Here is a 13,704-nt window from a genome sequence, read left to right as displayed (position 1 = left end):
ACATTCATACTCTGTGAAAGCAAGAGATGCTACAGTAACCTGATTCAATCTGCAAGTGTGGCTCCGCTATATTCTTCAATTACTAAAGGAAATGAGATGGTAAATACCGTACCCTCTCCTTCCACAGACTCTACATTAATTTTACCGTTATGCCGTTCCACAATACTGAGACACAAGGATAACCCCAGACCCGTCCCCTCCCTTTTGGTCGTGAAAAAGGGTGAAAACAACTTCTCTCGTTGACTTTGCGACATGCCGATCCCTTTATCCCTTACAATCAGCTCCACTTTATCCTGAGTACTATGTGTTTCTAATGTGAGAACCCCCTTAGGCCCCATAGCCTCCATGGCGTTACGTCCTAAATTAAGGATGAGCTGCTTTATTTCCCGAACGTTCAACTCCAATTCATGAATGGATGCGTTCAGCTTTAGCTCAACACTTTGACCACGAAGATTAGCATCAGCCCACAGCAGCGGACTGACCTCTTCTATAACTCGGTGTAATAGCACCTGCTCCTTATCTGATATCCGGCTCTGCGCCAGCGATAGGAAATCATTAATAATGCTATTCGCCCGATCCAGCTCCTCTAACACGATCTGATAATAAGAATCCAAATCATCTGAACTCTTTTCTCTCATCAGCTGCAAAAATCCTCGCACTACCGCCATAGGATTACGAATCTCATGGGTAATTCCAGCAGCCATCTGTCCTACTAAGCTCAAACGTTCCACATGATCCAGCTCTGAGCGGAGTTTCACTTCATCCGTAATATCCTGTGCAATGAGCACTACTCCACTCGTTAATCCTGAGTTCCTATACATTAGCGGTGCTGAGTAAATCTGGTAGATCTGCGATCCATGAATGATTCGTTCATGGGAACGCCGTTTATGCTGAATGTTATCTCGTACCCGCTTATAGCCATCAGCATCCGCTGAACCGCTAAAAAATTCCCTGACCCGCTTGCCAATAATATCTTCCCTTCGCAAATGGGGATAATGAATTCTTATCATTCCCATCATACAATCATTAAGGTCTGCCACAACTCCGTGATCATCCAGAGACATAATACTGAGGGGTACTACATTTGTAATCTGCTGTAGCTTCTCAGACTCCCACTGGAAATTATCACTTATATTTTCCATATGTACTTTAGCCCGCCATCTACTCCAGACCATTTCAACAAAATAAACAAAAATACCACCCAGCGCGATGGCGAAAAATAGATACAAAGTAATTAAAAGTGACTCGCTAGAATGAGCCTCATATATATTTTTTCCACCTATAATAGGTACAAGTGCAATAAACAACATATTCGGACAAAGAACCATCCATAATATCCCTATCTTCTCTACCACTGTGCCTTTCTTAAAAGGCTTAGCTAGCCCAAACAGCAACGGATATAATAATATTCCTGAATTTAATATCATATTACTTATTCCTGTTGGCTCTGCAATCAATATATTACAGATAAGCAAACAGATGGACAGCAGAATGCCTGAACGTACAGTTCCATATAAAATACCGATATAAGCAGGGATCATTCCTAAATTCAAATAAGCAATACCAAATAAAGTCGTCGAAAGAATAGAGCACAGAATCAGACTTAACGTACACGCCAAAACCAAAAAAGTTTGATTATCCAGAAACTTACCTTTTTTTCGCGCCACAAGCCCTCTGTCCACCCACCATTGAATCAGAAAAAGAAAGGAGCATGCTGCCGATATTTGCAATAATATATCCTTGATTGCGCCAATAATTACAATCACACCCCAAAATGGACAAATTACCCTACATGTCTAGATTAAAGCACAGGATCACTCTCCTGACAACGATTATAACCAAGTGAGTGAACAAGACTGGTTACATGACAGTCAGAATGGTATGATTTCGTTAGGAAAACACGAAGTAACACCCGTGTCTTAACAATGTAAAGGGGTAAAATTTCATGAGCAACTACGATGTGATCGTCATAGGGGGCGGCCCTTCGGGATTGATGGCAAGCGTGGCCGCAGCAGAACACGGGGCATCCGTACTGCTAATCGATAAGGGAGCCAAGCTAGGAAGAAAGCTCGGGATATCTGGTGGCGGACGCTGTAATGTAACGAACGTCAAGGAGAGAGATGAGTTAATCTCCCATATCCCGGGAAACGGACGTTTTTTGTATAGCGCCTTTGACCATTTTAATAATCAAGACATCATTGCCTTTTTTGAAGGCTTAGGTATTGCATTAAAGGAAGAAGACAACGGGCGGATGTTCCCCGTTTCCGATAAGGCCTCCAGCGTCGTCTCTGCCTTAATTAACAAAGTACGGAGTCTAGGCGTGCAGATTATGACGGACAGCCCTGTGTCACATATAATATATGAAGAAGGGGCTGTTAAGGGCGTCCAGCTGCGCTCGGGCAAAACGATTTCCACTGCTGCTGTCATCATCGCCACCGGAGGGAAGTCAGTGCCGCAGACCGGCTCAACTGGAGATGGCTACCCGTGGGCAGAAGCCGCAGGCCATACAATTACAGAGCTGTTTCCGACTGAGGTTCCGATTCTTTCACGCGAAGAGTGGATCAAGTCTGGTGAGCTGCAAGGATTGTCGCTACGCGATGTGGCGCTTACGGTCTGGAATCCAAAAGGAAAGAAGGTTATCTCTCATCGTGGAGATATGATTTTCACCCATTTTGGACTATCCGGCCCAATTGCACTGCGCTGCAGCCAATTTCTGAGACAGGTCCAGCGTAAATCCGGCACAGACACTGTCGAAATGTCCATCGACCTCTTCCCTGATCTGAACTCGCCAGAAGTGGAATCACTACTGCAGGACAAGCTGGACCAGGAGCCGAAGAAAGCGATCCGCAATTCATTGAAGGGGCTGCTGCCAGAACGTCTCATCCCCCTCTTGTTGGCTAAAGCTGAGCTGGATGGGGATACAACAGGCCATCACGTCTCCAAGAATGGATTGCTTGCGCTAGCTGGTATCTTGAAACGGATGCCCGTCTTTGTTCATGGTACTCGTTCTCTGTCCGAAGCCTTTGTTACGGGCGGCGGAGTAAATCTAAAGGAGATCGACCCCAAGAGAATGGAATCCAAGCTTATGCAAGGGCTATTCTTCTGTGGAGAGGTACTCGATATCCATGGCTACACTGGTGGCTACAATATAACAGCCGCGTTCTCTACTGGGTATACAGCAGGTAAACATGCTGCTGACCTTCGCCTTAGCTAATCTTAGCTAATACGATGCAACTAAAAACAGCGTGACTTGAGAGGCCTCTCAAGTCACGCTGTTTTTTAATCTATCTATCAATCAATCTTTCCCTAATCGGAACGTACCAAATATTCTGCTGATAAAGAGTCCGACCATGTATCCAACCGGAACGAACAGGATGATCCCCCACCATCCATATAAAGAGAGACAGATTAGTGCGGAGGTAATCATTGTAAAGGGAAGCAATAAAATAGGGACCGCATGCATACCCGCTTCAGCCTTTTGTTCTTTCGTAAATGGAAGTATCCCAATGTAATCATCACCAACAAACAACGACCAGAACGAGAACAACCAAAAAGTCATAAGCGATGTTAAGACTACAAATCCCAGCCATTTAAATCCCGATGGAATAATAAGGATTGCTACGGCAGACACAGCTGTAAAAGCTAAGTAAAGCTTCAAATGGGCCGGATTCCGTACGAGTGCCTTAATCGCTGCCGCAGAGAAACGACTCTCAGCAGTCTTTGATTTAAGCAAAGGCTGTGACTTCCGGAAAATCCACGGCTTATGGCGAGTTGGACGAGGTTTATCGAGAACATTGCGTAGCAATATGGCTGCAATCTTCATTCTCTGCTTGTAATCCTCACGCACATCGTTCATAAATGTCCCACGCATCAGTAAGCGCCACCGGAAAGCAATTATTGCAACGACTGTAAATACAACCGCACTCAGCAATATGATGAGCGGGCGATCATTCCAAAGGCTGGCTACTCTGAAATAAATAGCGTTCGGGACGGAGATCGCCAGAAAGAGCCACAACCAGCGGCGCCAACCTTGCTTCTGTACTTTTACAAGATGTCCCAGTAGCTTCACACACCAGCTGCACGCCAAGGTCAGCGCGAACAGTGCCCATACCTCCGTTGACGTCATTTCAAATCCCCTAATCAGAAAGGGCAACAACAGTGCAAAAGCTACACAGAACTTCAGCGAGGTTACAATCAGGCTGTAGATTAATCCGCGAAATACGATCGTATGAATCCATCGCTGCCGTTGTCTAAGAAATAATAGATCCCCTTCCTGCAATAATAACACCAATCCCCCATTGCAGATCAGGAGCACTAATAATGAAGGAATGAACATAAACGGCAAATTCATACTCCAAGCCGGGAGCGCCTCATTCCAGAATCCATAATACAAACGCCCTCCGAGCAATCCCCCTGGAATAAGAATATATAAGAGAACGGTCCAATCAGCCGCCGTACGGATAATAGCGGATTGCTCACGCCAATGAGAGAATAGCCGCCGTCTGAATAGTTGTTTGGCGTTAGAAAAAGCAAACGCCCGCTGTCCCTGCTTACTCATGTCAGTTCGTCGAAGCAATCAAACAACGACGCCTCCGGCAGTCCAGCATAATCACGTATATCTTCGAGTGTTCCTGAGGCGGCAACCCTTCCCCCGGAGATCAATACGAAATCATCGCATATCTTCTCTGCTGTATCCAGCACATGCGTGGACATTAATACACCAGCCCCGCGCTTCCGCTCCGCTTCCAGCAGTCGCAGGAAATCTTTAGTGGCGCGAGGATCTAAACCGATAAAAGGCTCGTCCACAATATAAACATCCGGCTGTACCAAGAATCCAAGCATTAGCATCATTTTTTGTTTCATGCCCTTAGAGAATCCAGCTGGAAGATCATTGCGCACATGGCCCATACCAAACTGCTTCAACAGTCTTTCTGAAGTTTCTTCGAACTGTTCGTACTTCAGTCCATAAGCAGCGGCCGCTAAATCCAAATGCTCCCACAACGTCAAATCCTCATAAAACACAGGCTGCTCCGGTACATAGGCATAAGATTTATTAACTCCACTAAAAGACACTTTAGCCTTGGTGTTTTTCAGCAAACCAAGCAGGGTCTTAATGGTTGTACTTTTTCCAGCACCATTAGGTCCGATCAAACCGAGCAATTGACCTCGCTTTACCTGAAAAGAAATATCGAATATGCAAGGATCTCCCGCTTCATAGCCAGCTTCATCGATCTCAACATCGAGCACAATGTCGTCGTAGCTCTCGGTATCCACCATTGTATCTACCTTCTCCATACTCTCCATCTCCTAAATACTTCTAATAGGTACTATTATAAATTGCATTCTCTATTACGTATATGAATGATATTCAAATGATCAACAGAGGCTATCGCAACTTATCTAATCGTACTATATATTTTTCCTGAAAATAATCAAGCTGCTTTTTTTACAATAATAACTTAAGCCCTGCGCAATAGCGAACAAAAGAAACCTCCCATTAAAGGGAGGTCTGTCCTACAAGGTCGATGTTATTCATTGCTACTATTTCTTCCTGCTTCTTGATCGCCGCTTCATCCCTGCGCTCAATTTTGCCACGCAGCATTAACAGCCCCAGCCCCAGCAATCCTGTAAGCAAACCAGATAGAATAAAAGCAGACACCGGGCCCGATGCTGTCACTAAGGCTCCACCGGCTACAGGTCCTAGAATAACAGCTGCGCTTGTCAGGCTGCCTATGGTTCCAAATACACGACCCGTGTATTCAGCAGGTGTCCGTTGCTGGAGCATTGAATTGAAGGGGATAAACGCTAGTCCTGCACCCACACCAGCAAACATGAAGGACCCAAACAAAGCAATGTTCATCCAGATTCCGGCTTGACCATGAGCAGTTACGATCCCTGCACTCGAGAAGACAATACCCATGATTACAGCCCCTAATCCCATAAAAATGAGCGGATGCTTACCACTGCCTAATCGGCTTACAAGTAGTGCAGATAGCAAGGTTCCAAAGCCACTGGCTGCTACACACCAACCCAGCAAATCTCCGTTCACACCTGGAATCTCCCGGAATAACGTTACAATCTGAGAGTCACCAATTTGCAGCATAAGCAGCACCAGTACCAACATGACAATGCCACATAGCACTACAGGCATTCCCGCAATCACATGCAGACCCGCCGACATTTCTTGGCGGAAGGATTTACGTACCTCCGTCTCACCCGTACTTGCTTCCGCGTCTTCCCTTTTTGTCGCAGCTATGCGCGGTAACCCAAGCAAAATAATCGCTGATAAGAGGAACGTAGCAGAATCAATCATGTAACAAGCAGCTATACCAAAGGCTGCAACCAGAAGTCCGCCGAGGGCTGGACCTACAATTTTGGTTATCTGTTCTATCGATGAGCTAAGCGCCATTGCTTTATCCATCTGAGCTGCAGGAACAAGCTCCTTAATCTTTCCGCTTTTGGCCGGAGAGAACAGCACATCCATACATCCCTTAGCCAGCAGCAGCACATAAACCTGCCACAGCGAGCCTGCAAATACCAAACCAATAACAACCCCTGCACGGGCTATATCCGAACCAATCATTAGTGCCTTGCGGTTAAAACGGTCGCTTAAATAGCCGGCAAACGGACCTCCTAACAGCAAAGGCACTGCCATACATAAAGATATAGCCGTAATTTCCCACGGTGTAGCATTCCATTTGAATCCTACCATCGTCAGCAGTGCTAGTATATGCAACCAGTCTCCTACATTCGATACAAGCTGTGCCGCGATAAGCAACATGAATGGCTTATTCGCGGTTAGCTTATTTTCTTTTGAATCATGAATAAGCTGTTCTTCCACCCTCACTTCACTCCCCGTTACTATTTCTCGATGAAATAATAGTAAAATATTGGAGATCGTCATTCATCCGTCTGGAGGCGTAAATAGCACTTGAACCAGGGGATGAAATTGATATCCTTTCAGAGACTGAAGTAAAAAAACATTCAATTTCAACATCTTCAAAAAATTGTTTGATTTTTAATAATTAAAAGTTGCTCATTGTGACAAATCACATGTTCTTCATTCGATCTTTCACGTATTCTATTGTTATCTCAAAGTTCGTTGCACAGGTAAACCGTGCACTAATAAATATGATTACACAACGTGCGACGAGTTCACATGATTAACGATAAAGGGTGGAGAAGCATGATACAATCTTATGAACGTGATACACAGTTGACATTACATTTGTACCGGGTATTTGCCAAATCCTTTAAGAGCATTAATGAGCATGCTGTTACCGGCAGCAAAATTGAAGGTTTTAATCCTACTGCCTTTGCCGTCATGGAAGTGTTGTACTATAAGGGACCACAGCCCATTCAACAAATCGGCGCCAAACTGCTGCTACAAAGCGGCAACGTGACTTACGTTATCGACAAGCTCGAAGAACGCGGCTATTTGCAACGCAAGCCTTGTCCAAGTGATCGTCGTGTGATTTTCGCAGAGTTGACCGCGGAAGGCGAACGTCTCATGAATGAGATGTATCCGAAATACTCAGAGCGTCTTCATCTTGCTTTCAGCGGACTGAATGATGAAGAGAAGGAACAAATGATCACTCTGCTCAAGAAGATGGGGCTGCAAGCTGAGAAGCTTTCCCCTCTTCCCCGTAAGTAGAGCTAGAGTCTAGGCTGCTTTTTACTTCATATTTGTTAGACAAGCTGTTATCGCACGAAGAAGCCCGACCGGCAAACGCCTGGTCGGGCTTCTTTATGTGTCAAAAAATGAGTTATGCCTTTTTCAAAGATGACGTAGCATCCTCTACTGAAGGAACACCCTTGCGCAAACCCCAAGATATAACTAGTGACATAACCGCGAAAACTGCCATCACGATAAATAGTGAATGAAGTCCCCCTTCAAGTGCACCACGTAAACTGTTTGATACTTCACCGGACAGGTTAGTTCCTGTATGGGAGCCTAGCAGCTTATTAATGTCATCACCTGTAACGTTTGAATCCGGTTGTTTTCGCAACAGCTGATCAATATTCAAGTTCAGCCATGAACCGAAGATAGCCACCCCAATGGTCTGACCTAGTGACCTTGTAAACGCATTAAGCGCCGTGGACGCACCACGTTGATCATAGGCAACCGAGGACTGAGCGATAATCGTGAAGACCGTAGAGGAGTATCCGAAGCCTACCCCACAGACTAGCATCAAGCATAAGAGAATTAGCTGCGAAGACTCTCCAGTCAAGAAAACCAGACCAATAGCTCCGGCAGCAATCATCATCAATCCAAGCATTGCCGTTCGGCGAGAACCCGCTCGCAGAATCATCCGTCCGCCTGCGATTGACCCAAACATCCAACCTACAGACATTGGTGCAAGCAGCAAGCCTGAGATCGCAGCGCTTTTTCCAGAAACGCCCTGAACCCATAAAGGGATATACGTAGAAAGTCCAATAATTAATGTGCTTACCAGCAGGTTAGCACCCGTTGATACCGCGATGTTACGATTGGAGAATAGATTTAGTGGAAGCATAGGCTCTGGTGCACGGCGCTCCACAAACAGAAACAGGATTAACAGGATAACTGCTGCACCCAGTATTGCGAGTAGTAACGGAGAGGTCCATGCCAGGTTCTGCCCTCCCGTGGATAGTCCAAAGAGTAGAGCACCCATGCCTGCTGCGAAAAGAAGAACGCCTGCCACATCGATCTGTGTCTTCCGACGCACCTTTTCTTCCTTCAGGTAGCGCGCAATAAATACCATTGCCAACACACCAAATGGCAGGTTGAATACAAAAACCCAGCGCCAGCTTAAGTAATCTACCACATAGCCACCAAGCAGTGGCCCTACCAAAGAGGAAATCCCCCATACAGAGCTTAGCAGCCCTTGTGTCTTTGCTCTTTCTTCAATACTGTAAATATCACCGATGATGGTAAAGGTCATTGGAATAAGTGCACCCGCACCGATCCCCTGTATCGCACGAAACAGGATCAGCTGTTCCATACTTTGCGATATGCCGCATAATAATGAGCCTAATAAAAAAACAGCCGCTCCCCACATGAATACAGGCTTGCGTCCGAACAGATCACTGATTTTGCCGAAAATAGGTGTTGTAATAGCCATTGCCAGCAAATATGAAGTAAAAATCCAGCTCAGCCACTGCATCCCCTGAAATTCGCCTACAATCGCCGGCCCTGCTGGCCCTGTTACAGTTCCCTCAATTGCGGCCAGAAACGTGGCCAGTAGTACCCCTGTTAAAATCAGTTTGCGTTCTAAATCCCCTGTTGACTTCAATGTTCCAAACCCTCTCTTTATGTATTAAGTGGATTGCCACTCCTCGCGCAATAGAGTATGGAGAGCAGCATCCTGAAAGCCGGAAGCGATCTGCCGATATTGACGCAATACGCCTTCCTTCTGAAATCCAAGCGCATATACCAGCCTCTCCGCACGGATATTATCAGGATGACAGAGCGCTTCTATCCGATTCAAGCCCATAATATTAAAGCCAAAATCGAGTACAAGCCCCAGCGCTTCTTTCATATATCCAAGCCCCCAAAAGGCAGGCGACAGATCACAGCCTATTTCACCACGGTAAGCTCCCTGAAGCTGCCAATGGTTATAACCACAGCTACCAATGACTTCCTCCCCGGGTCCAATAATACTCCAACGTAAGCTCTCCTCTTCCTGAGCCATCTGTGATAGAAGATTGATAAGCTGCTTCGTTTCTTCTATAGAGGATAATGCCGGTGCACCCAGCCAGAGAGAAACTTCCGGATGAGACCAAACCTGGAATAACGCTGAAGCATGTTCAGTAGTCATAGCACATAATTTTAATCTTTTACCGATCAGTGTAGGTGTCACTCCATTGCATAAATACAATTCTCCGCGCCCCCTTCAACTTATCAATTATACATCATTCATGAGTATATCCTTAAGCTAAAAGTTCTAATTTCTTTAACATCTTACATGCAAGCAAAAACGCCTTTGGCGTCCCCATAAGGACGGTTAGCGTTTATACGAGAAATATAAGGATAATATATAGCGTAAAACTTATACTTTCTTATATTTTAAAAAGCGTCTGGATCAGGCGGCGCATTCACCGCTTGATCCAAACGCTTTTTAAAAACTTTACCTATTAATGATTCCATTCCGTCAATTCACAACTTCACTACACAACACCTGAAGTTTGGCACGAATATCCTTGAACTCTTCAATCCCCGTACCAGTAATACTGTACCCTTCGCTGTGTGCAGTCAGAAAGTTGTCCAGCGTCAGCTTTTCCAATTCCTGTTTCACTTCGCGTTCACCTACTCGATACCCCATGTCTTCCAGTCCGAGCAGCATCTCCGAGATCGTCACATCTTTATCATGTGCACAATAAAGCATGTGAATTCCTATGAACAAGTTCTGTACATCGGCGCGCATATTCCACTCCTTCTGGCTACAAAGCCTTCGGTATTTACTCTTGCATTACCCTATGACCGTTCATTGGAAACATCATCACAAGGGTTCAGCACTATCAGGGGGATCATAACTCATTCCAAAATATCACAAAACAATGTTGTGTCTTGACGTACCCCGCATAGCTGTACTATGTTGTTAGTTACAGTTATGGTTTCATATTGACTTTAAAGTACAGGAAGGTGATGCTTCATGTTTCAAGCTATGCCCTATGATGGAACGCGCAGCGAGCAGTTTGAAGCTGTTCTAATCCAACTCGAAGCATTGATGAAGGACGAACCAAGTGCCACAGCCAATCTGGCTAATGCTTCAGCACTACTTAAACACGCAATGCCGGATACGAATTGGGCCGGTTTTTATTTATTTGACGGTAAGGAGCTAGTGCTTGGACCTTTTCAAGGCCTCCCTGCCTGCATTCGAATTCCGCTATCTCGCGGGGTGTGCGGAACGGCTGCTGCAGAGCGGCGCACACTTGTAGTAGGAGATGTGCATGCATTCCCAGGTCATATTGCCTGTGATGCAGCCTCTAACAGCGAGATTGTTGTTCCTTTAATAAAGGATGATCGCTTGCTTGGCGTACTTGATATCGACAGTCCGCTCAAGGATCGCTTTGATGATGAAGAACGCCGGTTTCTGGAGCGGTTCGCAGCTTTAGTATCGGAAGCTATCTAAAAATTTCTTCGTTTTATATCCCATAAGAAAAAAGGCTGTCTCATTTGTAGGCGTTACCTACTTATAAGACAGCCTTTTTCTGATAATCTTACAGTCGAACCGGGCTTATATTCCAAATCTCCGCTGCATAGCGACTAATTGTGTTATCGCTGGAGAATTTACCGGAATGACCAATATTAATAATGGACTTCTTCAGCCATTCTTGCCGGTTGCGGTATGCCCGATCAATTTCGACGTGTGTCTCAACGTAACTAGCGAAATCTTTAAGCACAAAAAATTCATCGTTATTATCCAGAAGAGAGTGGAAAATGCTCTCAAACTCCGTAGCATGACAACAGATGGGTCCTGGTTTGATTAACTGATCCAGCACTTCTTTCACACGACTATCCCCGTTGTAAATATCACGCGCATGATAACCGCCATGCTGGTAGTAATCCATGACCTGCTCAGCACGAAGTCCGAACAGGAACATATTGTTGTCTCCCACCATTTCATGCATTTCTACATTTGCGCCATCCATCGTCCCTACCGTCAATGCACCGTTCATCATAAACTTCATATTCCCGGTACCGGATGCTTCTTTGCTGGCTGTAGAAATCTGCTCACTGATGTCCGCTGCAGGAATGATCTTTTCTGCTAGGGATACCGAATAATTTTCAAGGAAAAAAATATGAATTTTCCCTTTAACATCCTGATCTTTGTTGACTACCTCCGCTACTGTATTAATCAGTTTGATAATCCGCTTTGCCAAATGATAACTTGGCGCTGCCTTTGCCCCGAATATAAACGTGCGTGGGACCATATCCATCGAAGGATTATCTTTGATTTGATTATACAAATGCAGAATATGCAAAATATTAAGCAACTGGCGCTTGTAGGCATGCAGACGTTTCACCTGTACATCAAAGATAGAGTCAGGATCAACATGTACTGAATGCTTACTGTAGATATACTCTGCAAGACGAAGCTTATTCTGGCGCTTAATACTGGCTACTTGTTCCTGGAAGGAAGCATCCTCACAATATTTAATCAAGCCAATCATTTCTTGAGGATGGCTCACCCAACGGGTCCCAATCGATTGATTAATCAAATTAGCCAGATCTGGATTGGCATGCAGCAACCATCGCCGATGGGTAATTCCGTTCGTCTTATTATTGAAACGGTGTGGATACATTTCATTAAAAAGTCGCATTTCGCGCTTCATCAATATTTCCGTATGCAGTGCCGCCACTCCATTAACACTATGACTAGCTACAATCGCCAGATGTGCCATCCGCACCTGATCATCATGAATGATCGCCATCTGTGAGATTCGGTCCTGATCACCAGGATAACGACTCATCAGCTCGCCGCAGAAGCGGGCATTGATCTCTTCAATGATGAGAAAAATACGTGGAAGTAGCTCTCTAACCATTTGAATTGGCCATTTTTCCAGCGCTTCACTCAGAATCGTATGATTGGTATAAGAGACCATGCGCGTCGTGATACTCCATGCCTCATCCCATCCTAAACCATGTACATCCATCAGAATCCTCATTAATTCAGGAATCACGAGTGTTGGATGTGTATCATTAATATGAAGAGCAACCTTGTCTGGCAGCGATTCTATAGGGAGCCCAAGCTTGGCATAGGTTCGCAGAATACTTTGCAGGCCCGCGCTACAGAGGAAGTACTGCTGCTTCAGGCGAAGCAGCTTGCCTTCGTATTGAGAGTCATCTGGATATAGAAACTCCGAAATGGATTCTACAGAACGCTTATATTCCAAGAACTTATGATAGTCCGTTCCGGCAAAAGAACCAAAGGTTCTAGAGGGCTGAGTGATGGATTCCGCACTCCAGTTACGCAGTGTATTCACATGCCGGCGATCTGCACCAATGATAGGGACATCATAAGGCACTGCACGCACAGCCTCATATTGCGTATGATCAAAGATAAGCCGCCCGTTCTCTTCGCGGGTCTCAATAACCCCCCAGAACCTAACTTCAACCTGCTTGTCTTCGCGGCGCACTTCCCATACATTATCATTCTGCAGCCAGTAATCAGGCAGTTCCACCTGATACCCGTCAACGATCTTCTGTTCGAATAGGCCATATTTATACCGTATGCCGCAGCCATGTCCCGCATATTGCAAGGAAGCAAGTGAATCCAGGAAGCAGGCAGCCAAACGACCGAGTCCTCCATTCCCTAACCCAGCGTCCGCTTCTTCTTCCTCAATATCCTGCAACGAGAACCCAAGATCGGCCAGTCCCTCACGCACAACCTCCAGCACGCCCATATTCAGCAGATTGTTCCCCAGAAGTCTTCCGATCAGAAACTCCATAGAAAAATAGTATACCTGCTTATCCTTATCCGTCTTGTACTTTTGATTGGTATTCGCCCAATTTTTCCCAGCATTCTCGCGAATCATGTTGCCTAGTATCTTATAGACATCAGCATTCGAGGCTTCCTCCAAAGGTTTGCCTAATTTACTGATGAGCGTCTCGCGAAACACCTGTTTGAAAGTTTCTTTATCGTTAAACAACAGCAGGTTCCTCCTGACAAAAGCTTTTTTTGGGAATGCATTAGACTATGCCTTTAGATCAAATAGGTT

11 protein-coding genes are annotated in these 13,704 nt (G+C 45.3%); 3 read left to right on the top strand and 8 right to left on the bottom strand.

Annotated features, from left to right (window positions below):
• Positions 1-44: 44 nt before the first annotated feature.
• Entirely contained in the window at positions 45-1,766 is a 1,722-nt protein-coding gene (locus tag QNH28_RS02915; protein WP_283910090.1) for a two-component system sensor histidine kinase NtrB, read from the bottom strand.
• Positions 1,767-1,945: 179 nt separating this feature from the next.
• Between QNH28_RS02915 and QNH28_RS02910 the strand changes: the two genes are divergently transcribed.
• On the top strand, positions 1,946-3,214 hold the full coding sequence (locus QNH28_RS02910) for a BaiN/RdsA family NAD(P)/FAD-dependent oxidoreductase (RefSeq protein WP_283910089.1): 1,269 nt from the start codon (positions 1,946-1,948) through the stop codon (positions 3,212-3,214).
• Positions 3,215-3,295: 81 nt separating this feature from the next.
• On the opposite strand, the gene QNH28_RS02905 is transcribed toward QNH28_RS02910, so the two are convergent.
• The 3 genes from QNH28_RS02905 to QNH28_RS02895 form a co-directional block, all read right to left on the bottom strand.
• Positions 3,296-4,558, bottom strand: a complete 1,263-nt coding sequence (locus QNH28_RS02905) for an ABC transporter permease (RefSeq protein ID WP_283910088.1) — start codon at positions 4,556-4,558, stop codon at positions 3,296-3,298.
• Positions 4,555-5,295 (bottom strand): ABC transporter ATP-binding protein, encoded by a 741-nt coding sequence (locus QNH28_RS02900; RefSeq protein WP_283910087.1) that lies wholly within the window; start codon positions 5,293-5,295, stop codon positions 4,555-4,557. Before QNH28_RS02900 ends, QNH28_RS02905 begins: the two co-directional genes overlap by 4 nt.
• Positions 5,296-5,497: 202 nt before the next feature.
• On the bottom strand, positions 5,498-6,841 hold the full coding sequence (locus QNH28_RS02895) for an MFS transporter (protein ID WP_283910086.1): 1,344 nt from the start codon (positions 6,839-6,841) through the stop codon (positions 5,498-5,500).
• Between the two features lie 345 nt (positions 6,842-7,186).
• Here QNH28_RS02895 and QNH28_RS02890 point away from each other — a divergent pair, with 345 nt between their 5' ends.
• A complete protein-coding gene (locus tag QNH28_RS02890; protein WP_042123913.1) occupies positions 7,187-7,654 on the top strand; it encodes a MarR family winged helix-turn-helix transcriptional regulator in 468 nt (155 codons plus the stop codon).
• Between the two features lie 112 nt (positions 7,655-7,766).
• Here the strand turns inward: QNH28_RS02890 and QNH28_RS02885 are convergent, their stop codons facing one another.
• The 3 genes from QNH28_RS02885 to QNH28_RS02875 form a co-directional block, all read right to left on the bottom strand.
• Complete coding sequence (locus tag QNH28_RS02885) at positions 7,767-9,275, bottom strand: MDR family MFS transporter (protein WP_283910085.1); 1,509 nt, start codon at positions 9,273-9,275, stop codon at positions 7,767-7,769.
• Positions 9,276-9,299: 24 nt separating this feature from the next.
• Positions 9,300-9,860, bottom strand: coding sequence for a GNAT family N-acetyltransferase (locus tag QNH28_RS02880; RefSeq protein ID WP_283910084.1), 561 nt, complete (start codon positions 9,858-9,860; stop codon positions 9,300-9,302).
• A gap of 273 nt (positions 9,861-10,133) precedes the next feature.
• A complete protein-coding gene (locus QNH28_RS02875) occupies positions 10,134-10,406 on the bottom strand; it encodes a hypothetical protein (RefSeq protein WP_042123906.1) in 273 nt (90 codons plus the stop codon).
• Positions 10,407-10,634: 228 nt separating this feature from the next.
• Between QNH28_RS02875 and QNH28_RS02870 the strand changes: the two genes are divergently transcribed.
• Complete coding sequence (locus QNH28_RS02870; RefSeq protein WP_283910083.1) at positions 10,635-11,114, top strand: GAF domain-containing protein; 480 nt, start codon at positions 10,635-10,637, stop codon at positions 11,112-11,114.
• 88 nt (positions 11,115-11,202) lie between these two features.
• On the opposite strand, the gene QNH28_RS02865 is transcribed toward QNH28_RS02870, so the two are convergent.
• Positions 11,203-13,635, bottom strand: coding sequence for a glycogen/starch/alpha-glucan phosphorylase (locus QNH28_RS02865; protein ID WP_283910082.1), 2,433 nt, complete (start codon positions 13,633-13,635; stop codon positions 11,203-11,205).
• Between the last annotated feature and the right edge of the window lie 69 nt (positions 13,636-13,704).

It is taken from the genome of Paenibacillus sp. G2S3 (genome assembly GCF_030123105.1).
GTDB lineage: Bacteria > Bacillota > Bacilli > Paenibacillales > Paenibacillaceae > Paenibacillus_AQ.
The sequence above is the reverse complement of the archived record's forward strand: the minus strand, read 5'-3'. Positions and strand labels throughout refer to the sequence as shown.